This is a genomic window from Streptantibioticus silvisoli, assembly GCF_027947535.2.
GTDB classification, from domain to species: Bacteria; Actinomycetota; Actinomycetes; order Streptomycetales; family Streptomycetaceae; genus Streptantibioticus_C; species Streptantibioticus_C silvisoli.
In genome coordinates, this window is sequence record NZ_JAAGKO020000002.1 from 37,099 (window position 1) to 59,011 (window position 21,913).

Genomic DNA, 21,913 nt, shown 5'->3' on the forward strand with positions numbered 1-21,913 from the left:
ACCCCGTCCGGCGGCGCCCATCGCGCCGCCCTCGCGCCGCCCGACGCGGCGCCCCTCACGCCGCCCTCGCGCCGCCCGACGCGGCACCCCTCGCGCCGCCTTGGCGCGGCAGGCGCACGCCGCCGGACGCGCCCCCTCATGCCACCTGGCGCGGCAGGCGCACGCTCAGCGCGATCGCGGTGACCACCACCGCCAGCTGGACCAGCAGCGTCACCGCGAGGGCGTCCAGCGTGCCGTGCGCGGCCGACAGCGACAGGAACAGCGTGCCGAGCGTCGCGACCCCCAGCGCCAGCGAGGACTGCTGGGTGGTGGTCAGGACGCCGCCGCCCACCCCGGCGCGGTCGGCCGGGACCTCCGACAGCACCACGCGGAACAGCGGGCCCATCACCAGCCCCTGGCCGAAGCCCAGCACGAGCATCGCCGGCACCAGGTCCAGCGCCCCCAGCCGCGGCCAGGCCGCGAACGCCGTGCCGATCACCGCCACCAGGCCCAGCCCCTGCGTCACCAGGCCGCCGGTCACCACGTGCCGCCCGAACCGGTTCACCAGGCGCGGCGCCAGCAGCGACGCGGCGAAGTAGGCCGCCGCCATCGGCGCCAGCGCGGTCCCGGCGATCACCGGACCCAGGCCCATGCCCTGCTGGAGCGCCACCGCCATCACGAACATGAAGCCGCCGAAGCCGGTGAAGTACGGCAGCGCCACCAGCAGCCCGCCGCGCATCCCGTCGTTGGCCAGCAGCGACGGCGGCAGCAGCGGGTCGCCGCCGGAACGCTCCGCCGACCGCTCCACCCGCCAGAACGCCGCGCCGAACACCGGGGAGAGCGCCAGCAGCAGCCAGGTCCACCACGGCCAGCCGACCGCGTGGCCCTCCATCAGCGGGACCAGCAGCGTCAGGAGCGTCGCCGCCAGCAGCGCCGTGCCCCGCACGTCCACCCGGGCCGGGCGCGGCGACCGGGTCTCCGGCACCGTCCGCAGGCTCAGCACGATCGCGGCCGCCGCCACCGGCACGTTGACCAGGAAGATCGACCGCCAGCCGCTGCCGGCGATGTCCGCCGCCACCAGCCAGCCGCCGGCCACCTGTCCCAGCACCGCCGCTATGCCGCCGGTGGCGCCGTACAGCCCGAGCGCCCGGCCGCGCCGCTGCCCGGTGGTGGTCGACTGGATCGTCGCCAGCACCTGCGGGAGCATCAGCGCGGAGGCGGCGCCCTGCACCACGCGGGCGACCACCAGCGTCCAGGCGTCCGGCGCCAGGCCGCACGCCAGCGAGGTCAGCGCGAACAGCGCGGTGCCGATCAGGAACAGCCTGCGCCGCCCGACGGTGTCGCCGAGCCGTCCGCCCAGGACCAGCAGCACGGCGTAGGCGACGCCGTAACCGGCCGCCACCATCTCCAGCATCGCCGGCCCGGCGTCGAGGTCCTTGTCGATGGTGGGCAGCGCGACGTTGACGATGAAGAAGTCGATCATCGGCAGCGCCGCGCCCAGCAGCAGCGTCAGCAGCCCCAGCGGGCTCAGCGCCCCGGGGGCGGACGGCGTGCCGGACGGGTCCAGGGGCGGGCGGGAGCCGGGGTCCGGCCGGCGCGGCCGGCCGAGGTGCCGCACGCGCGGTACGACGGAGGCGGGGGAGGGCAGGGGCGGGGTCGTCGTGGTCGATGCATTCACACCCCAGAGCATCCGGGCATTCCCAGAGGGGTACCAGAGTCTGCTTATCCAGGTATCCGGCGAACCTGGCAACCGGCTGCGCCATCGGGCATCCTGGCAGCATGACCGCCACGCCATCACCCGCCCCGGCCGCCGGCGAACTGATCCGGCGCCGTGAACTCGCCGATTTCCTGCGCAGCCGGCGGGAGCGGATCACCCCGGACCAGGTCGGCCTGCCCCCCGGACGCCGCCGGCGCACCCCGGGGCTGCGCCGCGAGGAGGTCGCCCAGCTCTCGGCGGTCGGGGTCACCTGGTACACGTGGCTGGAGCAGGCCCGCGACATCCAGGTGTCCGCCCAGGTCCTCGACGCGGTCGCGCGGGCGCTGCTGCTCGACCGGAACGAGCGCGCCCACCTGTTCGTGCTCGCCGGGGTCCCGGACCCCTCGCCCAGCAAGGACTGCCCGTACGTCACGCCGTCGCTGCTGGCGATGATGCGGCAGCTGGAACCGCTGCCCGCCTGTGTGATGAACAGCCGGTACGACATTCTCGCGTACAACCGCACGTACGCCCATCTGGTCAGCGACCTCGACCAGGTCCCGGACGCCGACCGCAACCTGCTGTGGCTGGTCTTCACCCACCCCGACTGGCGCGAGGCGGTGGTGGACCGCGACGAGTTCACCCGCCGCTGCACCGCCCAGTTGCGCGCCGCGATGGCCGAGCACGTCGCGGAACCGGCGTGGAAGACGCTGGTCAAGCGGTTGCGCCAGACGTCGCAGGAGTTCGAGCAGCTGTGGGCGCGGCACGAGGTGGTCCGGCCCTCCAGCACGCCCAAGCGGTTCCTCAACGCCCGCGTCGGCCTGCTCAACCTCCAGCACAGCAGCATGTGGCTGGGCCCGGGCAACGGCAGCCGCATGGTGGTCTACACCCCGCTCGACGACGAGGCCCGCACCCGCCTGGAGATCCTGCTGGCCGCCGTGCGGGCCGAACCGCCGCGGCTGACCGTCGCCGTGTGACCCCGCCGTCCGGACCGCCGCGGCTGACCGCCGCCGTCCGAACCGCCGCCGTCCGAACCCCGCTGTCCGAACCGCCGCCGTCCCCTGGGGGACAATGGGGTCGCCAGCGCCGACCGTCGTCCCGAGGGAACACCACCGCCATGCCGCACCTGCAGATCGGCCCGCACACCGTGACGCCGCCCGTCGTGCTCGCGCCGATGGCCGGGATCACCAACGCGCCGTTCCGCACCCTGTGCCGGGAGTTCGCCGGCGGCCGGGGGCTGTTCGTCTGCGAGATGATCACCACACGGGCGCTGGTGGAGCGCAACGACAAGACGATGCAGCTCATCCGGTTCGGCCCCGGCGAGCAGCCGCGCTCCATCCAGCTGTACGGCGTCGACCCCGGCACCGTCGGCAAGGCGGTGCGGATGATCGCCGACGAGGACCTCGCCGACCACATCGACCTCAACTTCGGCTGCCCGGTGCCCAAGGTCACCCGCAAGGGCGGCGGCTCGGCCCTGCCGTACAAGCGCCACCTGCTGCGCTCCATCCTGCGCGAGGCGGTCGGCAACGCCGACGGCCTGCCGGTGACCATCAAGATGCGCAAGGGCATCGACGACGACCACCTCACCTACCTCGACGCCGGCCGCATCGCCGTCGAGGAGGGCGTCACCGCGGTCGCCCTGCACGGCCGCACCGCCTCCCAGCACTACGGCGGCACCGCGGACTGGGAGGCGATCGCCCGGCTGAAGGAGGCGGTGCCGGAGATCCCGGTGCTGGGCAACGGCGACATCTGGAGCGCCGACGACGCGGTCCGCATGATGCGCGAGACCGGCTGCGACGGGGTGGTGGTCGGCCGCGGCTGCCTGGGCCGCCCCTGGCTCTTCGGCGACCTGGTCAACGTCTTCGCCGGCTCGCCCGAGCGCACCCGCCCGACGCTGCGCCAGGTCGCGGTGGTCATGCGCCGGCACGCCGAACTGCTGGGGGAGTGGCTGGAGGACGAGGCGCGCGGCGTCATCGACTTCCGCAAGCACGTCGCCTGGTACACCAAGGGCTTCGCCATCGGCTCGCAGGCCCGCCGCGACCTGGCGATGGCCTCCTCGCTGGCCGCGCTGGACGAGCTGCTCGCCGGCCTCGACCTCGACCAGCCGTGGCCGGCCGGCGCCGAGGGCCCGCGCGGCCGCACCGCCGGCGCCAAGCGCGTCGTGCTGCCCGACAACTGGCTGGCCGACCCGTGGGACGTCACCGCCGCCGTCACCGCCGAGGCCGAGTCCGACACCTCGGGCGGCTGATGCCCGCCGTCCGCCAGGTGAGACGGACCGGTCCGGCGGCCGGGTGATTCATGCCACGTTTGAATGACGCCGCGCTCATCCGAGCGGTGGTGTCCGCCGCGCTGCGCCTGCACTGCGTGCCGTCATCTCTCCAATGCGTGGCACTCGGTGTCGGCCCGCTGGGTTCACGGTCTCAAGAATGCGTCACGTTGGGTAGCCGAAATGGCCGCTCGGTTGTCCTGGTATCCGCTCATGTGTTGAAGACTTGAAGGTGGACCGCCGCCGCCCGCCCGGCCCGCGACGCGTCCGCCGACGGCGCGAGACGCTGCCGGCCCCCGGGCAGACGAGTGGTTGCGGCCACCTGACGTGCGGTGGGAGGTTCTGCGACCCCTCGCGGCTGGGTACGCTCCCGGCCAGCAAGTCACTTCCCGGTCGCGAGGAGTTCGCCCCGTGTCGGATCAGGAAACACCGCAGAAATTCGTCTACGACTTCACTGAGGGCAACAAGGACCTCAAGGACCTCCTGGGGGGCAAGGGCGCCAACCTCGCGGAGATGACCAACCTCGGTCTGCCCGTCCCGCCCGGCTTCACCATCACGACGGACGCCTGCAAGGTCTATCTGCGGTCCGGCGCGGAACCGGCGGCGCTGCGCGAGCAGGTCGGCGCGCACCTGGACGCCCTCCAGGAGCGGATGGGCAAGCGGCTCGGCCAGCCCGGCGACCCGCTGCTGGTCTCGGTCCGCTCCGGCGCGAAGTTCTCCATGCCCGGGATGATGGACACCGTCCTGAACGTCGGCCTGTCCGACGCCTGCGTCGAGGGACTGGCCGCGCAGGCCGGCGACGAGCGCTTCGCCTGGGACTCCTACCGCCGGCTGATCCAGATGTTCGGCGCGACCGTGCTGGGCGTGGCCGCCGAACGGTTCGACGACGCGCTGGAGCAGGCCAAGGCCGAGGCCGGCGCGGTCAACGACGTCGACCTCGACGCCGGGCACCTGCGCGACCTGGTCGCCGTCTACCACGACATCGTGCGCCTCGACGCCGGGCGCGACTTCCCGCAGGACCCGCGCGAGCAGCTGGACCTGGCGGTCCGCGCGGTCTTCGACTCGTGGAACACCGAGCGCGCCAAGCTCTACCGCCGCCAGGAACGCATCCCCGGCGACCTGGGCACCGCCGTCAACATCTGCTCGATGGTCTTCGGCAACCTCGGCCCGGACTCCGGCACCGGCGTGGCGTTCACCCGCGACCCGGCCAGCGGCCAGCAGGGCGTCTACGGCGACTACCTGCAGAACGCGCAGGGCGAGGACGTGGTGGCCGGCATCCGCAACACCGTGCCGCTCGCCGACCTGGCCGGCCTCGACCAGAAGTCATACGACGAGCTGATGAGCATCATGGAAACCCTGGAGACCCACTACCGGGACCTGTGCGACATCGAGTTCACCATCGAGCGCGGCACCTTGTGGATGCTGCAGACCCGGGTCGGCAAGCGCACCGCGGCCGCCGCGTTCCGCATCGCCACCCAGCTCGTCGACCAGGGCCTGATCGACGAGGCCGAGGCGCTCCAGCGGGTCAACGGCGCGCAGCTGGCGCAGCTGATGTTCCCGCGGTTCGCCGACAAGGTCACCGCCGACCGCCTCGGCCGCGGCATCGCCGCCTCGCCGGGCGCCGCGGTCGGCAAGGCGGTCTTCGACTCCTACACCGCGGTGAAGTGGTCGCGCTCGGGCGAGAAGGTCATCCTCATCCGCCGTGAGACCAACCCCGACGACCTCAACGGCATGATCGCCGCCGAAGGCATCCTCACCAGCCGCGGCGGCAAGACCTCGCACGCCGCCGTGGTGGCCCGCGGCATGGGCAAGACCTGCGTGTGCGGCGCCGAGGAGCTGGAGGTCGACACCAAGCGGCGCCGGATGACCGCGCCGGGCGGCGTGGTCGTCGAGGAGGGCGACACCGTCTCCATCGACGGCTCCACCGGCAAGGTCTACCTCGGTGAGGTACCGGTCGTGCCGTCACCGGTCGTGGAGTACTTCGAGGGCCGCACGCACGCCGGCGCCGACGACGCCGGCGAACTGGTCAAGGCGGTGCACCGGATGATGGCCTACGCCGACCGGATGCGCCGGCTGCGGGTGCGGGCCAACGCCGACAACGCCGAGGACGCCGCGCGGGCCCGCCGGTTCGGCGCCCAGGGCATCGGGCTGTGCCGCACCGAGCACATGTTCCTCGGCGAGCGCCGCGAACTGGTCGAACGCCTCATCCTCGCCGACACCGACGAGGAGCGGACCGCCTCGCTGGAGGCCCTGCTGCCGCAGCAGCGCGACGACTTCGTCGACCTGTTCGAGGCGATGGACGGCCTGCCGGTCACCGTGCGGCTGCTCGACCCGCCGCTGCACGAGTTCCTGCCGGACATCACCGAGCTGTCGGTGCGGGTGGCGCTCGCCGAGTCGCGCGAGGACTCCAACGAGAACGATCTGCGGCTGCTCCAGGCCGTGCACCGGCTGCACGAGCAGAACCCGATGCTGGGGCTGCGCGGCGTGCGGCTCGGGCTGGTGATCCCGGGACTGTTCACCATGCAGGTGCGGGCCATCGCCGAGGCCGCCGCAGCGCGCCGGGCGGCCGGCGGGGACCCGCGCGCGGAAATCATGATCCCGCTGGTGGGCACCGTGCAGGAGCTGGAACTCGTCCGCGACGAGGCCGAACAGGTCATCGCCCAGGTGCAGAAGCGCCACGACGTCGACCTGCACCTGGCACTCGGCACCATGATCGAACTGCCGCGCGCCGCGCTGACCGCCGGTCAGATCGCCGAGGCCGCCGAGTTCTTCTCGTTCGGCACCAACGACCTGACCCAGACGGTGTGGGGCTTCTCCCGCGACGACGTGGAGGCCAGCTTCTTCACCGCCTACCTGGAGAAGGGCATCTTCGGCGTCAGCCCGTTCGAGACCATCGACCGCGACGGGGTCGGCGCCCTGGTGGAACGCGCCTGCCGCGAGGGCCGCGCCACCCGCCCCGACCTCAAGCTCGGCGTCTGCGGCGAGCACGGCGGCGACCCGGAGTCCGTGCACTTCTTCCACGCGGTCGGCCTGGACTACGTCTCCTGCTCGCCGTTCCGCATCCCCGTCGCCCGCCTCGAAGCCGGCCGGGCCGCGGCGGCGGGCACCTGATCCACCACCGGTAACACCCTCACCGGGAGCGGCGCTTCGTGCGGGAGCCGCCGCCCCCACCCCGCGCGGGGCCCGCCGGAAGCCACCGGCGTGCCCCCCGCGGCCGTGTCACCGCTCAGCCCGCCGCCAGGCCCTCGAAGCCGACGCCGGTCATGGTCTGCGACGCGGTCCACAGCCGTTCGGCGGCGGCGTCGTCCCGGGTCCAGGGGGCCCGCCAGGAGCGCGCCGGGGCGCCGCGCCAGCCCTGCAGGCGGGGTCCGACGAAGTCGTCGGGGCGCACCCCGGCAGCGGTGGCGGCGTACAGCGTCGGCAGGGCGCCGGCGGCGGCCGGCTGGGCGACCAGGCGGTTGCTGATCCGGCCCAGCCGCACCAGCAGCGCGCGGTTCTCCGGGGCGGCGCCGGCCGCGATCAGGTTGGTGTCGGCGTAGCCGGGGTGCGCGGCGGCCGCGACCACCGTGGAGCCGGCCGCGGCCAGCCGCCGCGACAGCTCGTGGGTGAACAGCAGGTTCGCCGTCTTCGACCGGCCGTAGGCGATCCACCGCCGGTAGCCGTGCTCGCTGTTGAGGTCGCCGGGGTCGATGTCGGCCAGCGCGTGCAGCGCGCTGGAGACGGTCACCACCCGGGCGCCCGCGGTCGCCAGCAGCTTCGGCAGCAGCAGCCCGGTCAGCGCGAAGTGCCCGAGGTGGTTGACGCCGAACTGCGTCTCGAAACCGTCGGCGGTCCTGCCGTACGGCACGCCCATGACACCGGCGTTGTTGACCAGCAGGTCGAGCCGGTCGCCCTCGAAGTCGCCGGCGAAGTCCCGCACCGACGTCAGGTCCGACAGGTCCAGGTGCCGGTACGCCGTCCGGGCGCCGGGCACCTCGGCGCGCAGCCGCTCCGCCGCCGCCTGGCCGCGCCGCTCACTGCGGCAGGCCAGCAGCACGCGGGCACCGCGCCGGGCCAGGCCGCGCGCCGCGCAGTAGCCGATACCGCTGTTGGCGCCGGTGACCACGGCCGTGCGGCCGCTCTGGTCCGGGATATCGGTCTCGTTCCAGCCCATCAGGCCTGCCGTCCCTCACGTCGTGGACGCGGCGTCGCGCGCCGCGCCGTCCCGGACCGCCCGCCCGGCGGACGGAACGGCACAGCATAGGCGCCGTCCGCTCAGTCGTCGATGCCGGAACGCTCCACCCCGGCGACCAGGTGCCGTTGCAGCACCACGAAGACGATCACCAGGGGCAGGATCGACACCGCGGCGGCGACGAACAGTTCGTGCAGGTTGACCGCCTGCGCGTCGGTGAAGGTCGACAGGGCCACCTGCACCGTCCACGCCGACTCGTCCTGACCGATGACCAGCGGCCACAGGAAGGAGTTCCACGAGCCGATGAAGACGATCGCGCCGACCGCGGCGAACACCGCCCGGGAGTTGGGCACCACGATCCGCCAGTAGGTACGCCAGTACCCCAGCCCGTCCACCCGCGCCGCGTCCTCCAGCTCGGGCGGGAAGCCCAGGAAGTACTGCCGGAACAAGAACGCGGCGAACGCGCTGAACAGCGTGGGGATCACCAGGCCGCGCAGCGTGGAGACCCAGCCCAGCGAGGAGACCAGCACGAAGCTGGGCACGAAGGTGACCGCCGAGGGGATCATCAGCGACCCGAGGATCGCGTAGAAGACATGATTGGCGTACTTGTACGGGATGCGGGCCAGCCCGTACCCGGCCAGCGACGCCAGGAACAGCGTGCCGACGGTGGTGAGCACCGCGATCCGCGCCGAGTTCCACAGCGAGTGCAGCATCGGCACCGACGGGTCGTCGAACAGCTCCCGCACGTTGCCCCAGTGCAGGCTGTGCGGGAAGAACGACCAGCCCGGCGCGGTGATGTCGGCCTCGGTCGACAGGCCGTCGCGCACCAGCAGGTAGAACGGGACGAGGAAGAGCACCGCCAGCGCCACCAGCACCACGGCACGCAGTGCGCGGCCGAACCTGGCCAGACCCGGTTCCATCACGCCTCCTTCCGGCCGAGGCCGAACCAGCGGGCCTGCGCCACGGTCACGATGGCGATGATCAGCGCCAGCACCACCGCGCCCGCGCTCCCCACCCCCAGCTGCTGCCCCTGGCCCAGCGCCACGTAGTACAGGTACACCAGCGGCGGCCGGGCGTACGGCGGATAGCCGTTGGCCGTCGACAGCAGGTTGTAGAACTCGTCGAACGCCTGGAAGGCGTTGATCACCAGCAGCAGCACCACCGCCACCGACGTCGCCCGCAGCTGCGGGAACGTGATGTACCGGAAGGTCTGCCAGCCCGGCCGGGCCCCGTCGACCGCGGCCGCCTCGTACAGCGCCCGCGGGATGCGCTGGAGCCCGGCGAGCAGCAGCACCATGTAGAAACCGGCCTGGAGCCACAGCCGTACGGTGACGATGACCAGCCAGTACCACGGCGGATGCGTGGTCGACAGCCACGCCACCGGGTCGGCGCCGAACCAGCGCAGCACGGTGTTGGCCAGCCCGAACCGCACCCCGTTGAAGATCGACATCTTCCAGATCAGCGACGCCACCACGTAGCTGCACGCGGTCGGCAGGAAGAACACCGAGCGGAAGAACGCCCGGGCGAACCGCAGCCGGTGCACCATCAGCGCCAGCCCCAGCGACAGCGCGTAGGTGGCCGGCACGATGAACAGCGAGAAGACGGCGAACGTCAGCAGGCTGGAGGTGAACGCCGAATCCCCCAGCACCGTCGCGTAGTTCGACAGCCCCACGAAGTGCGTGGGGGTGACCGTGTTGCGGGCGTCGAAGAAGCTGAGGGTGATGCTCCACAGCAGCGGTACGTAGGTGAAGACGATCAGCCCGAGGACGAACGGGCCGGTGAAGATCCAGAACCACAGGTTGCGCTTCTGCGGTCCGAGCAGCCGTGCGAGCACCCGTCAGCTCTGCTTCTGGACGCGCTTGAGCTCCGCCGCCGCCGTCGCGGCCGCCGCCTTGACCTGGGCGGCCGGCGAGGCGCCGTCCTTGATGATCCGGTTGGTGGCGTCCATCAGCGCCGACGTCGACGCGCTCGTCCACAGCAGCGGGTTGGCGTGCCCGTACTCGGTGGTCAGCCGCACCGCTTCGGCCGCAGCGCCGGTGCGCAGCTTCGCCGCCCGCTTGGCCAGCGAGATCCGCGCCGGGATGTGGAACCCGTAGGAGGTGGAGAAGTCCTCCTGGAAGTCGGTGCGGTCCACCCACAGCCACTTCACGAACGCCTTGCCGGCCGCGACGTGCTTGCTGCGCGCGCTGACCGCCGAGCCGTACGCGCCCACCGGCACCGCCGGCCGGCCGCTCGCGCCGTCCCGGGGGAAGGGCAGCACCCCGAAGTCGTCGCCGAGCGCCTTCTGCACCTGCGGCACCGCCCACAGGCCGCACCACTGCATGGCGGTCAGGCCCTGGGTGAACGCCGACGGGTCGGACCAGTCGGCGGGCGCGCCCAGCAGCAGCGACTTGTTCTTGTACAGGGTGTGCAGCTTGCCCAGCGCGGTGGCCGCCGCCGGGTCGTCGAAGCCCACCGTGCCCTGCGCGGTGACGAGTTCCAGGCCGGCCGCGAACAGCGGGGTGCCGCCCATCACCCCGGCGCCGCCGTCGTTGCCCAGGAACAGGCCCTTGACGTCCTTGGTGGTCAGCCGGCCGGCCGCGTCGACGAGTTCGTCCAGGGTCTGCGGCGGGTTGACGCCGGCCTTCTTCAGCAGGCTCTTGCGGTAGAAGAGCATCTGCATGTCGATGACCTGCGGGACGGCCCAGACCTTGCCGTCGAAGATCTTCGGCGCCAGCACGGCCTGGTTGAAGTCGGACCGCACGGCCTCGATCTCGGCGGTCAGGTCGACGACCTGGCCGCCCTGGATCTGGTCCAGGGTGGGCCCGTTGACCTCGAAGACGTCCGGGCCGTTGGAGGTCAGCAGCGCGGCGGCGGTCTGCTGGTCGTAGTTGCCGGGCCGCCACTGCACGGTGACGTCGGCGGGCTTGTAGGCGGCGGCGTACCGCTTGACGGCCTGCTCGGTGCCGGCCTCGCCGTACTGGTGGTACCACTGCGACAGCGCCGGACCGCTGCCCGCGCCACCGCTTCCCCGGCCGGTGTTGGAACCGCAGGCGGTCAGCAGCCCGGCCGCGGCGAGACCACCGCCGGCGGCGAGCAGACCGCGGCGGCCGAGGTGGGGCAGGGGCAGCGAAGCGCGGTCGGACCGCGTGGACTCGGACATGGTCATGAAGTATCGCGGTGGCGTGTGTAAAAAGCATCACGGATACGTGAAGCTTCGCCCTGCCGCCGCCGCCCGTCGCGGCCTGTCCCACCAGGTATTGCCGTGCCGGTGGGCCAACTGCCCGCCGGCGAGGGGGAGATGCCCCGGCGCGGCGCGGCGTTCGCGGTTCCGCGCAACGGTGACGACCCCGGTCAACCCGGCGTGCGCGCGTTCATCACTGTCAGTCGGTGGTGTCCACCGCCGGCGACCACACGCTGCGGATGCCCTCCAGCTCGGCCAGCTCCGCCACGAGCTGGTGCACGCTCCCGGTGCCCTGGATGGTCAGTTCGACGTCGGAGGTGCCCGGGTCCGCCGGCCTGGGCTCCTCGTCCCGCTCCAGCCACGGCGCCCGTTCCACCCGCACGTCCAGCACCCGGAACCCCGCCCGGGTGCACCGCTCCAGCACCCGGGGCAGCACGCCGCCCCCGATGTCGTACGCCACCTGGATCTGGGCCTGCGCGGCGGTGGAGATCGCCGGCACCAGCCGGGTCAGCAGCGGGTAGCCCCGCACCACCAGGAAGTGCGTCGCGGTCGCCGCCAGCGCCAGCAGCGGCAGCCCGCCACCGCACGCCATGCCGATCGCACACGTCAGCCACACCGTCGCCGCCGTCGTCAGCCCGCGCACCGCGTCGCGCCGCACGAAGATGATGCCGCCGCCGATGAACCCGATGCCCGACACGATCTGCGCCGCCACCCGCGAGGGGTCGAACGAGATGTGCTGGAGGGCCAGCACGCTGTTGAACCCGTGCTGCGACACCTCCATGAACAGCGCGCTGCCCACGCCGACCAGCGTGTGCGTCCGCAGCCCCGCGCTCTTCTGCTGGACGGCCCGCTCCACCCCGATCACCGTCGACAGCACCAGCGCGAGCCCCAGCTCCGCCAGCTGCCGGAACCCCTGCCCCGCGGCCGGGTCCCACAACGGCAGCGCGATCTCCCGCACTTCGAATACGCCTCCACCCCATGTCGCCACCCCCGGCACGCTCTCCGTCCGAAGGCCCGACCGCGAGCCTAGATGACCGCTTTACGTCCCTCGTCCCCCACCGCCGCGACGCGGCCCGTGTCGCGGTGCGGCCCGTCCAGCGGTGCGGGCCCGCCTCGCGGTGCGGCTCATCCCGCGGTGCGGCCGGGGGACAACGGGTGCCGCCGTCGCCGCAGGACAGCAGGCGGCCGACGGTGCGGCCGTGATCTTCCGCACCGCATGCCGAAGGCCCGTTCACCCGGTGAAGGGGGTGAACGGGCCTTCGGGCTATTCGGCGATCAATCCGCCGGGCCGGTTTATTCCGGTCGCCGGACGAGGAACGTCTCCGTGAGAGGAAGGCGTTTCTTCATACCGTACGGAATTCGCCTGGAGGACGGGCTGCGCCGTCGCTGGATTCCCGTGCGGGAATTCAGCTGTTGGCGCCGTTGCCGGACAGCACCGGGATGTTGCTGAGGATGTGCGACAGCGGGTCGTCGCCCTTGACCTGGCTGGAGTTCTCGGTGCACTGCTGGATCTGCGGCTGGGTCAGGATGTCCTGGACACCGATCGGCACCAGGCCGACCAGCGACGTGAGGTTCGCCTTGGCCGGCAGGCCGATGCAGGGCTTGTTCAGCGAGCCCTGGACCAGACCGATCTGCGGGCTCATGTACCCGCCGGTGGTGGTGTTGCCGTAGGCCTGCTCGGCGCCGTCTCCGTTGGTGGAGCTGGGGCCGTGGTTGTTGCCGATGGCCATCGCGGGAGCGGCGGTGACGCCGACCGCGGAAATGACGACCGCCGCGGTAGCGAGAACCTTCTTGATCACGAGAATTTCCTTCCGATCCTGGAGCGCCCCACTAGCCGGAGCAGACTGAACAACTGTCACGGAACAGGATTGGTTCTCTTCGTTCACTCTCCCGGACCAATTCCGCCGGCCGCCGGTCCCGGCCGGCGGCCTGACGCGTTATCACTGTCCGTTCTCGCGCCCCGCCGGTAGCATTCCCCCACAGCCGGGGGGCTGTGGGGGACGGACGGGGGGAGCGGCATGTCCGCGGACGGTTCCGAGGAACTTCTGGTCACCATTCAGCCGCTGGCGGCGACCGCCGCCGCCGAGGGGGAGTACCGCCCGTGGCTCGGCCTGATGGTGGTCTTCGGCTGCCCGGTCCTGCTGGCGATCCTGGTATTCGTCGCCCTGATCATGCGCTGATCACACCGGCCCCACGTCGGCTCCATGTCAGGTCCCGCGTCGGCCCTACGTCAGGTCCCGCGCCGAGGGCCGCACCGCGCCGACGCCCGCACCAGGCCGACGCCTACGCCGCGCCGAGGCCCGCACCGGGTCCACCCCTGCACCGGGCCCCTCAGCGAACCTCTGCGCCGGCTTCCTCACCGAACCCCGCACCGGTGCACTCACCGGGCCGCCCGCAGGGCCGCCGTCACGGTGTGCTCGCGCGGGCCGAGCAGGTCCGGGGCCGGGTCGGCGGCGGAGTCCAGCGCCGCCTTGCCGGAGGCGAGGACCTCCCGCACGCCGCCGTAGTACCAGGTCGCGTCGTGCCGTTCGTCGACACCGACGCCGTACGCCGTGATGCCCGCCGCCGCGCACAGCGCGAGCGCCCGGCGGATGTGGAAGCCCTGCGAGACCAGCACCGCGTGCGTCACGCCGAAGATCCGCCGGGCCCGCGCGCACGAGTCCCAGGTGTCGAACCCGGCGTAGTCCGGCACCACGCGCGAGCGCGGCACCCCGTGGCCGACCAGCCATCCGCTCATCGCGTCCGGCTCGTCGTAGTCGGTCCGGCTGTTGTCGCCGGTCACCAGAATCACCTCGACCTTGTGCTCGCGGTACAGCGCGGCCGCCGCCCCCAGCCGGTGCGCCAGGTACGGGGACGGCACGCCGTGGTCCAGCCCGGCGCCGAACACCACGGCCACCGGCTCGGCCGGCACGTCCGCCAGGTCCCGCACCCGCTGCGAGGCGCTGACGTACAGCCAGGTCATGGGCAGCAGCGCCGCCACGCACACCGCGGCCGCCCACCGCACCACCCGCCGCCGCCCGCGCGTCGTCGCGGGCCACCTCGGTCTCCTCATGTCCGGCGTCCCCTCCCCGGGCCGGGCCGGCCCCCTGTGAACCCCGGACGCCCCGGTCCGCCCGGCGGTTCCGCATCATGGCCGGGTGAGCACCCCACCCGCGCCGCCCGTCCCGCCCGACCGCCCGCCGGTCTTCGTATACGGCACGCTGCGCCCCGGCAACGCCAACCACGACCGCCTGCTGCGCGGCCGGACCGCCTGGACCGCCCCCGCCGTCCTGCCCGGCGCCGCGCTCCACGCCGGACCGGGCTACCCCTGGGCGGTCGACGGCACCGCGGCCGACCGTGTCCGCGGCGACCTCGTGCAGCCGCTGCCCGCCGCCTACGACCGCGTGCTCGCCGCCCTCGACCGGCTGGAGGAGTACGTGCCCGGCGACCCCGGCAGCCTCTACGTACGCGTGCGGCGCGACGTCCTCGGCCCGGACGGTACGGCGGTCGGCGCCTGGGTCTACCTGGCCGGCCCCGCCGCCCGCCGCCGGCTCGCCGCTCACGGCCGCAGGATCGCCGACGGCGAGTGGCACCCGGACCGCTGACCTTCCCCGGCACACCGGGTCCCCCGCACGGGTGGATGCCGGTGGGCCGGTTGCGGCTGACGGGTGGACGCCGGCACGCGCCGGGTACGTTTGTGCAACGAACGGGCAATCCGGTCGCCGCACACTACGTACATGACCGACGACATCAGCCACTTCCGCGCACCGGACCCGCTGTCCGTCCCCGTCTCCTGCTGGTCCGGCGGACCGGAGGCGCTGCCCCGCCCGGCCCCGCCCGCCGAGGACGTCTTCGGCAGCGCGGAGACCCTCATGACCCGCTTCACCGCGCAGCTGACCGTCCAGCTCGCCCACCTGCGCCCCTTCCCGCAGCCCACCGGAGCCGACGCCGGCCCCCCGTTACGCCGACGCGCCCCCCGGGCCGGTACGGCTGACGCCACGCCGCCCCCGTACGGCTGACGCGACCCCGGAGCCCCCGCGCCGCTGACGTGCCCCCGCCCGCGTACCGCTGACGCCACGCCGGGCCCGTACCACCGGACCGGCCCCCCGCCCCGCCGGACGCGCATGACCTCGGCCAGGCCGGTTACGGTCGTCGTATGAACGGGAACCCGCCGGTGACGGCCGCGCACGCCACCGCCTCCGACGCGCCGTACGAAGAGGCGGCCACCGAGCGCTGGGTCCCGGAGCCGGACAAGCGCGCCGGGCGCACCGCGTTCCAGCGCGACCGCGCCCGGGTGCTGCACTCCGCCGCGCTGCGCCGGCTGGCCGGCAAGACCCAGGTCGTCGACCCCGGTGCGGGCTCGCCGGAGATCAACACCTCACCGCGCACCCGGCTGACCCACTCCCTCGAATGCGCCCAGGTGGGACGGGAGTTGGGCGCCGCGCTCGGCTGCGACCCGGACCTGGTGGAGACCGCCTGCCTCGCGCACGACCTGGGCCACCCGCCGTTCGGGCACAACGGCGAACAGGCGCTGGCCGACGTGGCCCGCGACATCGGCGGCTTCGAGGGCAACGCCCAGTCGCTGCGGCTGCTCACCCGGATCGAGCCCAAGCGGTTCACCACCGACGCGTCCGGCACCACGGTCGGCGTCGGCCTCAACCTCACCCGGGCCGCGCTGGACGCCGCCACCAAGTACCCCTGGCCGCGCGGCGAACGCCCCGGCGACCCCGGATCGCCGAAGTTCGGCGTCTACGAGGACGACGAACCCGTCTTCCGCTGGCTGCGCGACGGAGCCCCGGCCGGGACGCGCTGCTTCGAGGCGGAGGTCATGGACTGGTCCGACGACGTCGCCTACTCGGTGCACGACGTCGAGGACGGCCTGCACGCCGGCCACCTCGACCCCAACATGCTGCACGCCGAGCCGGAACGCCGGGAGATCAGCGCGGTGGCCGCCGCCCGGTACGCGCCCGGCGCCGACCCGGCCGAGCTGACCGCGGCCCTCGACCGGCTGCTCGACCAGGAGTGGTGGCCGCACGGCTACGACGGCTCCGCGATCGCCCAGGCCCGGCTGAAGGACGCCACCTCCCAGCTCATCGGCCGCTTCTGCCTGGCCGCCGAACGCGCCACCCGCGACGCCTACGGCCCCGGCCGGCTGACCCGCTACGCCGCCCGGCTGGTCGTGCCGCGCGACGTCGTCCTGGAGTGCGCGATGCTCAAGGCGGTCGCCGACCGCTACGTCATGCAGCGCGCCGACCAGGCCCGCCGCCGCGCCGACCAGCGCGTCGTCATCGCCGAACTCGCCGAGTCGATCGCCGAGCGGGCCCCGGAGGGACTGACGCCGGAGTTCCGCGGCGCCTGGCACACCGCCGCCGATGACCGCGCCCGCGCCCGGGTCGTGGTCGACCAGATCGCCTCCCTCACCGACGCCGCCGCCATCACCCTGCACGCCCGCCTCACCGCCCGCACCCGCCCCTGACGCCCTGCCACCCCTGGGGGACGGCTACCGCCCCTGGCATCCGCACCCGCCCCTGACGCCCCGGCACCCCCGGGGAGCGACCCCCGCCTCTGGCATCCACTCCCGCCCCTGATGTCCCGTCACCCCCGAGGAACGCCCCCGCCCCCGGCGCCCCGCGGCGGCGCGGTCCTTTCCACCATTTCGTGGCCGATCGGTGAAGACCCCGCGAAGCAGGACCGTTCCTGCCGAACCGATCCGGCCTCCTGCGGTGCGGCGCTCTTCCCGCGAGCCGTGCGGTGAGGGACGCTCCGGTGAGAAGGATTCGCCGGGGGAATCCGCGCGAGGAGGCGCACAGTGGTCGACGCAGATCTGACGTATCTCATCGTGGGAGCGGGACTGGCCGGGGCGAAGGCGGCCGAGACGCTGCGCGCGGAGGGGTTCACCGGCCGGGTGATCCTCATCGGCGACGAACGCGACCATCCCTACGAACGGCCACCGCTGTCCAAGGGGTACCTGCTGGGCCAGGACGACCGCGACTCCGTCTTCGTGCACGAGACCGCCTGGTACGCCGAGCACGACGTCGAACTCCACCTCGGCCAGCCGGTCACCACCTTGGACCGCGCCGCGAAGACCGTCACCCTCGGCGACGGCACGCCCCTGTCGTACGACAAGCTGCTGCTGGCCACCGGCGCCGAACCGCGCCGCCTCGACATCCCCGGCACCGACCTGGTCGGCGTCCACCACCTGCGCCGCCTCGCGCACGCCGAACGGCTGCGCGCCGTGCTGGCCTCGCTGGGCCGCGAGAACGGCCACCTGGTGGTCGCCGGCGCCGGCTGGATCGGCCTGGAGGTGGCCGCCGCCGCCCGCTCCTACGGCGCCGAGGTCACCGTCGTCGAGCCCGCGCCCACCCCGCTGCACGCCGCCCTGGGCCCCGAACTCGGCGCGGTCTTCGCCGACCTGCACCGCGAGCACGGCGTCCGCTTCGCCTTCGGCACCCGGCTGACCGCCATCGAGGGGCAGGACGGCCTGGTGCTGGCCGCCCGCACCGACGACGGCGACGAACACCCCTGCCACGACGTGCTCGCCGCCATCGGCGCCGCCCCGCGCGTCGCGCTCGCCGAGTCGGCCGGCCTCGCCCTCGTCCCGGCGGCCGAGGGCGGCGGCATCGCGGTCGACGCCGGCCTGCGCACCAGCGACCCCGACATCTTCGCCGCCGGCGACTGCGCCGCCGCCCGGCACCCGCTGCTCGGCATCCGGCTGCGCGTCGAGCACTGGTCCAACGCCCTGGACGGGGGCGCGGCCGCCGCCCGCGCCATGCTCGGCCGGGACGTCTCGTACGACAAGGTGCCGTACTTCTTCACCGATCAGTACGACCTCGGCATGGAGTTCTGCGGCCACGCGGCGCCCGGCAGCTACGACCAGGTCGTGGTGCGCGGCGACATCGGCAAGCGGGAGTTCGTCGCGTTCTGGCTCGGCGGCGGCCAGGACGGGCGCGGGCCCCGGCTGCGGGCCGCGATGAACGTCAACGTCTGGGACGTCACCGACACCCTCCAGGCCGTCATCCGCGCCGGCCGCCCGGTCGATCCCGGCCGCCTCGCCGACCCCGGCGTGCCGCTGGAGTCCTTCCTCGGCTGACCCGCCGCGGCCGGGCTCCCCCGAACCCGGCCGCGCGCGACCGGGCCGGCCGGTGCCCGTAGGATTCCCGTGTGGCGGGACGGATCAGGGACGAGGACGTGAAGACGGTACGGGACGCGGTCCCGATCGACTCCGTCGTCGCGCAGTACCTCCAGCTGCGCCCGGCCGGCGGCGGCAACCTCAAGGGCCTGTGCCCGTTCCACGACGAGAAGTCCCCGTCGTTCCAGGTCAGCGCCAGCAAGGGGCTCTTCTACTGCTTCGGCTGCCAGGAGGGCGGCGACACCCTCGACTTCGTCATGAAGCTCGACCACCTCACGTTCTCCGAGGCGGTCGAACGGCTCGCCGCGCAGGCCGGCATCACCCTGCGCTACGAGGACGGCGGCTACAACCCGGCCCGCCAGCAGGGCGAGCGCACCCGGCTGATCGAGGCGCACAAGGCCGCCGCCCGGTTCTACACCGAGCAGCTCGACAGCGCCGAGGCGGAGATCGGCCGCGCCTTCCTGGCCGCCCGCGGCTTCGGGCAGGACGCCGCCGCCCACTTCGGCGTCGGCTACGCCCCGGCCGGCTGGGACCACCTGGTGCGCTACCTGCGCGGCCAGGGCTTCACCGACAAGGAACTGCTCACCGGCGGCCTGGCCAGCGACGGCCGCCGCGGCCCCATCGACCGGTTCCGCGGCCGCCTGGTCTGGCCGATCCGCGACATCACCGGCGAGGTCATCGGCTTCGGCGCCCGCAAGCTGCGCGACGACGACAACGGGCCGAAGTACCTCAACACCCCCGAGACCCCGCTCTACAAGAAGTCCCACGTCCTGTACGGCATCGACCTGGCCAAGAAGGAGATCGGCCGCACCGGCCGGGCCGTCGTCGTCGAGGGCTACACCGACGTCATGGCCTGCCACCTCGCCGGCGTCACCACCGCCATCGCCACCTGCGGCACCGCCTTCGCCGGCGACCACGTCAAGATCCTGCGCCGGGTGCTGATGGACTCCTCGCGCAACAAGGTCATCTTCACCTTCGACGGCGACGCGGCCGGCCAGCGCGCGGCGCTGCGGGCGTTCGAGGACGACCAGAAGTTCGCCGCCGCCACGAACATCGCGATCAGCCCGGGCGGCATGGACCCGTGCGAACTGCGGCTGGCCAAGGGCGACGAGGCCGTGCGCCAGCTCGTCGACGAGAGCACGCCGCTCTTCGAGTTCGCCATCCGCTCGGCGACCGACCAGCACGACATCGACACCCCCGAGGGCCAGGCCGCGGCCCTGGAGGCGGCGGCCCCGATCGTCGCCCGGATCAAGGACACCGCCATCCGGCACCGGTACGCGGTGATGCTCTCCGGGCTGCTCGGGTACGTCATCGAGAACCAGGTCGCCGTCCGCCGGGTCAGCCAGCTGGCCACCTGGCAGCGGGACCGCAAGCAGCAGCCCGAGGCCCGGCACACCCGTGGCCAGGCCGCTGCGGAGGCCCCCCCGCAGGCCGCGCGCGGCCTGACCGGCCCCCCGCTGAACCTGCGCGCCCCGCACCACCGCGTCGAACGCGAACTGCTCAAACTCGCCCTGCAATACCCGCAGTTGGTCGCCCCGGCGTTCGACGCCTACGGCGAGGACGAGTTCACCGGCCCGCCCTACGCGGCCGTGCGCCGGGCCATCGCCGAGGCGGGCGGCACCGAGGGCGCCGACGCCGACTACCTCCGGCGCGTCAGCGACGCGGCCCCGGACAACATGACCCGTTCGATGATCACCGAACTGGCCGTCGAGGCCGTTCAGAGCAAGTCCCCCGACGTCTACGCGGGCCGCATCCTGGTGGACGTCAGGCTCCAGGCGGTCAAGCGCCGCGAGGCCGAACTGCGGTCCGAGGCCGCCCGGTTGGGCATGAGCCCGGACCCCGAGCGGCACACCGCCGTGCACGGTGAACTGTGGGCGCTCCAGCAGTACGGCAAACGCCTGCGCGACCAGGGCGTCGAAGCACTCTGACGGCTGCCCGCCGGCCGGCCGCGCGACGAAAACCGCCCGCACACCCCTCGTCACGCGCAGTGCCGCGGCGCACACTGGAACCCTGAGGACCGCGCCGCCGGTCCCGGTGGCCCGTGCGGCCGCCGGGCCCTGGCGGGGCGCCCCGCCCTCCGAGTCGGCGACCGCGCTCAACGGGAGGCGTCGTGCAGATCAAGGCTCCGGAACCCCAACTCACCACCCCCGACGCCCCACCGGTCCAGGTCCAGGGACCGGTCCAGGTCCAGGTACCGGTCCAGCGCCGTGCCGCCGCCCGGCCGGACCGCCCCGACGCCGGCCCCTCCTCCGACCTGCTGCGCGTCTACCTGCGCGAGATAGGCCGCGTTCCGCTGCTGACCGGCGACGACGAGGTGGAACTCGCCCGCGCCGTCGAGGCCGGGCTGTTCGCGCAGGAGCGGCTGGCCGCCGGGTCCGTCCCCCTCGACCCCGCCGACCCCGCCGACCCGCGGCTCGCCGACGACCTCGACCGGCTGGTGGTCCGCGGCCGGCTCGCCAAACGCCGGCTGATCGAGGCCAACCTGCGGCTGGTGGTCTCCATCGCCAAACGCCACGCCGGCCGCGGCCTGACCCTGCTCGACCTGGTCCAGGAGGGCAACCTCGGCCTGATCCGCGCGGTGGAGAAGTTCGACCACACCCGCGGCTACAAGTTCTCCACCTACGCGACCTGGTGGATCCGGCAGTCCATCAGCCGCGCGCTGGCCGACCAGGCCCGCACCATCCGCGTCCCGGCACACGTCGTCGACCAGATGAACCGGGTCCTGCGGCTGCGCCGGACGCTGCACCAGGAACGCGGCCTGCCGCCCGGCAACGCCGAAGTCGCCGTCCTGGTCGGCCAGTCCGCCGAACGCGTCGCCGAACTGCTGCGGCTGGCCCAGGAACCGGTCTCCCTGCACACCCCCGTCGGCGAGCGCGACAGCCTCCAGCTCGCCGACCTCATCGAGGACACCGAGGCCGCCTCGCCGCCGGACTCCGCCGCGTTCCTGCTGCTGCGCGAGCACCTGGCCGCGGTGCTGTCCACCCTCGGCCCGCGCGAACGCGAGGTCGTCCAGCTGCGCTACGGCCTGCGCGACGGCCGCCCCCGCACCCTGGAGGAGATCGGCCGGATCTTCGGCGTCACCCGCGAACGCGTCCGGCAGATCGAGTCCCGCACCCTGCGCAAACTCCGCGAGCACGCCTGCGTCGAACAGCTGCGGGGGTATCTGGACTGAGGGGGGTTGCCGCCGGGCGTGGCGGGGGCCGCCGTCGGGCGTGGCGGGGGCCGCCGCCGGGCGTGGCGAGGTCCGCCGTCGGGCGTGGCGGGGCCGCCGTCGGCCGTGGTCGGGGGTGCTGAGGGGTGCCGCCAGCGGTGGCGGGGGTGCCGACCGGTGGGGGCGGGGCTGCGGGCGGTGAGGGGAGCCGCAGGCGGGTGTGGCGGGGAGCCGTGTGCAGCCGCTGCCAGTGGTGCTGAAGGCTGCCGCCGGCCGTGGCGAGGGCCGCCGCCAGCGTGCGCAGGCCCGCCCGCCGGTCGTGCCGGGGAGCGGATGGTGCCCTGACGGGGGAGCGGGTGGAGGCTCCGGTGGTGGCCGACGG

General features: G+C 73.6%; 19 protein-coding genes. 11 read left to right on the forward strand and 8 right to left on the reverse strand.

Translation table 11 applies throughout. The features are described from left to right. Positions 1-136: 136 nt before the first annotated feature. Positions 137-1,669: an MFS transporter gene (locus POF43_RS01715; RefSeq protein ID WP_282704362.1), complete on the reverse strand. Its 1,533-nt coding sequence runs from the start codon at positions 1,667-1,669 to the stop codon at positions 137-139. A gap of 89 nt (positions 1,670-1,758) precedes the next feature. Here POF43_RS01715 and POF43_RS01720 point away from each other — a divergent pair, with 89 nt between their 5' ends. The 3 genes from POF43_RS01720 (at position 1,759) to ppdK (ending at position 7,049) form a co-directional block, all read left to right on the forward strand. Next, positions 1,759-2,649: a helix-turn-helix transcriptional regulator gene (locus POF43_RS01720; RefSeq protein ID WP_271323521.1), complete on the forward strand. Its 891-nt coding sequence runs from the start codon at positions 1,759-1,761 to the stop codon at positions 2,647-2,649. 140 nt (positions 2,650-2,789) lie between these two features. Next, complete coding sequence (gene dusB, locus POF43_RS01725) at positions 2,790-3,920, forward strand: tRNA dihydrouridine synthase DusB (RefSeq protein ID WP_271323520.1); 1,131 nt, start codon at positions 2,790-2,792, stop codon at positions 3,918-3,920. A 429-nt stretch (positions 3,921-4,349) separates the two neighbouring features. After that, the gene (ppdK, locus tag POF43_RS01730; RefSeq protein WP_271314542.1) at positions 4,350-7,049 is read left to right on the forward strand and encodes a pyruvate, phosphate dikinase; all 2,700 of its coding nucleotides are present in this window, start codon (positions 4,350-4,352) and stop codon (positions 7,047-7,049) included. 115 nt (positions 7,050-7,164) lie between these two features. Here the strand turns inward: ppdK and POF43_RS01735 are convergent, their stop codons facing one another. The 6 genes from POF43_RS01735 to POF43_RS01760 all read right to left on the reverse strand — a co-directional run bounded on the left by POF43_RS01735 (position 7,165) and on the right by POF43_RS01760 (position 13,071). Continuing rightward, complete coding sequence (locus POF43_RS01735; protein WP_271314541.1) at positions 7,165-8,091, reverse strand: oxidoreductase; 927 nt, start codon at positions 8,089-8,091, stop codon at positions 7,165-7,167. A gap of 101 nt (positions 8,092-8,192) precedes the next feature. Continuing rightward, positions 8,193-9,029 (reverse strand): carbohydrate ABC transporter permease, encoded by an 837-nt coding sequence (locus POF43_RS01740; RefSeq protein ID WP_271314540.1) that lies wholly within the window; start codon positions 9,027-9,029, stop codon positions 8,193-8,195. Next, positions 9,029-9,943, reverse strand: coding sequence for a carbohydrate ABC transporter permease (locus tag POF43_RS01745; RefSeq protein ID WP_271323519.1), 915 nt, complete (start codon positions 9,941-9,943; stop codon positions 9,029-9,031). Before POF43_RS01745 ends, POF43_RS01740 begins: the two co-directional genes overlap by 1 nt. 3 nt (positions 9,944-9,946) lie before the next feature. Continuing rightward, the gene (locus POF43_RS01750) at positions 9,947-11,257 is read right to left on the reverse strand and encodes an ABC transporter substrate-binding protein (protein ID WP_372515760.1); all 1,311 of its coding nucleotides are present in this window, start codon (positions 11,255-11,257) and stop codon (positions 9,947-9,949) included. A gap of 214 nt (positions 11,258-11,471) precedes the next feature. Further along, positions 11,472-12,230 (reverse strand): MgtC/SapB family protein, encoded by a 759-nt coding sequence (locus tag POF43_RS01755; RefSeq protein WP_271314537.1) that lies wholly within the window; start codon positions 12,228-12,230, stop codon positions 11,472-11,474. Between the two features lie 448 nt (positions 12,231-12,678). Next, complete coding sequence (locus tag POF43_RS01760) at positions 12,679-13,071, reverse strand: rodlin (RefSeq protein ID WP_271314536.1); 393 nt, start codon at positions 13,069-13,071, stop codon at positions 12,679-12,681. Between the two features lie 219 nt (positions 13,072-13,290). On the opposite strand from POF43_RS01760, the gene POF43_RS01765 reads away from it, so the two are divergent. After that, entirely contained in the window at positions 13,291-13,452 is a 162-nt protein-coding gene (locus tag POF43_RS01765; protein ID WP_271314535.1) for a hypothetical protein, read from the forward strand. A gap of 200 nt (positions 13,453-13,652) precedes the next feature. Here the strand turns inward: POF43_RS01765 and POF43_RS01770 are convergent, their stop codons facing one another. Continuing rightward, the gene (locus tag POF43_RS01770; protein ID WP_308217715.1) at positions 13,653-14,234 is read right to left on the reverse strand and encodes a SanA/YdcF family protein; all 582 of its coding nucleotides are present in this window, start codon (positions 14,232-14,234) and stop codon (positions 13,653-13,655) included. On the opposite strand from POF43_RS01770, the gene POF43_RS34750 reads away from it, so the two are divergent. From POF43_RS34750 to POF43_RS01805, 7 genes are all read left to right on the forward strand, one after another. Then, entirely contained in the window at positions 14,233-14,364 is a 132-nt protein-coding gene (locus POF43_RS34750; protein WP_271323523.1) for a hypothetical protein, read from the forward strand. The two genes, POF43_RS01770 and POF43_RS34750, sit on opposite strands and share 2 nt — an antisense overlap. 45 nt (positions 14,365-14,409) lie before the next feature. Further along, positions 14,410-14,856 (forward strand): gamma-glutamylcyclotransferase family protein, encoded by a 447-nt coding sequence (locus POF43_RS01780; protein WP_271314533.1) that lies wholly within the window; start codon positions 14,410-14,412, stop codon positions 14,854-14,856. Positions 14,857-14,988: 132 nt separating this feature from the next. Then, positions 14,989-15,270: a hypothetical protein gene (locus tag POF43_RS01785; RefSeq protein WP_282704363.1), complete on the forward strand. Its 282-nt coding sequence runs from the start codon at positions 14,989-14,991 to the stop codon at positions 15,268-15,270. 137 nt (positions 15,271-15,407) lie between these two features. Then, positions 15,408-16,727: a deoxyguanosinetriphosphate triphosphohydrolase gene (locus POF43_RS01790; protein ID WP_271325956.1), complete on the forward strand. Its 1,320-nt coding sequence runs from the start codon at positions 15,408-15,410 to the stop codon at positions 16,725-16,727. Between the two features lie 333 nt (positions 16,728-17,060). Then, entirely contained in the window at positions 17,061-18,341 is a 1,281-nt protein-coding gene (locus POF43_RS01795; RefSeq protein ID WP_282704364.1) for an NAD(P)/FAD-dependent oxidoreductase, read from the forward strand. A gap of 71 nt (positions 18,342-18,412) precedes the next feature. Next, positions 18,413-20,308: a DNA primase gene (gene dnaG / locus POF43_RS01800; RefSeq protein ID WP_271325479.1), complete on the forward strand. Its 1,896-nt coding sequence runs from the start codon at positions 18,413-18,415 to the stop codon at positions 20,306-20,308. A gap of 113 nt (positions 20,309-20,421) precedes the next feature. Next, the gene (locus tag POF43_RS01805; RefSeq protein WP_372515761.1) at positions 20,422-21,552 is read left to right on the forward strand and encodes a sigma-70 family RNA polymerase sigma factor; all 1,131 of its coding nucleotides are present in this window, start codon (positions 20,422-20,424) and stop codon (positions 21,550-21,552) included. Positions 21,553-21,913 lie beyond the last annotated feature (361 nt).

Coding starts and splice junctions, on each gene's coding strand:
- POF43_RS01765 (WP_271314535.1), top strand. CDS start 13,291: ATGTCCGCGGACGGTTCCGAGGAACTTCTGGTCACCATTCAGCCGCTG.
- POF43_RS01770 (WP_308217715.1), bottom strand. CDS start 14,234: ATGACCTGGCTGTACGTCAGCGCCTCGCAGCGGGTGCGGGACCTGGCG.
- POF43_RS01785 (WP_282704363.1), top strand. CDS start 14,989: ATGACCGACGACATCAGCCACTTCCGCGCACCGGACCCGCTGTCCGTC.
- POF43_RS01735 (WP_271314541.1), bottom strand. CDS start 8,091: ATGGGCTGGAACGAGACCGATATCCCGGACCAGAGCGGCCGCACGGCC.
- POF43_RS34750 (WP_271323523.1), top strand. CDS start 14,233: ATGGGCAGCAGCGCCGCCACGCACACCGCGGCCGCCCACCGCACCACC.
- POF43_RS01750 (WP_372515760.1), bottom strand. CDS start 11,257: ATGACCATGTCCGAGTCCACGCGGTCCGACCGCGCTTCGCTGCCCCTG.
- POF43_RS01790 (WP_271325956.1), top strand. CDS start 15,408: ATGAACGGGAACCCGCCGGTGACGGCCGCGCACGCCACCGCCTCCGAC.
- POF43_RS01715 (WP_282704362.1), bottom strand. CDS start 1,669: ATGCTCTGGGGTGTGAATGCATCGACCACGACGACCCCGCCCCTGCCC.
- dusB (WP_271323520.1), top strand. CDS start 2,790: ATGCCGCACCTGCAGATCGGCCCGCACACCGTGACGCCGCCCGTCGTG.
- POF43_RS01740 (WP_271314540.1), bottom strand. CDS start 9,029: ATGGAACCGGGTCTGGCCAGGTTCGGCCGCGCACTGCGTGCCGTGGTG.
- POF43_RS01720 (WP_271323521.1), top strand. CDS start 1,759: ATGACCGCCACGCCATCACCCGCCCCGGCCGCCGGCGAACTGATCCGG.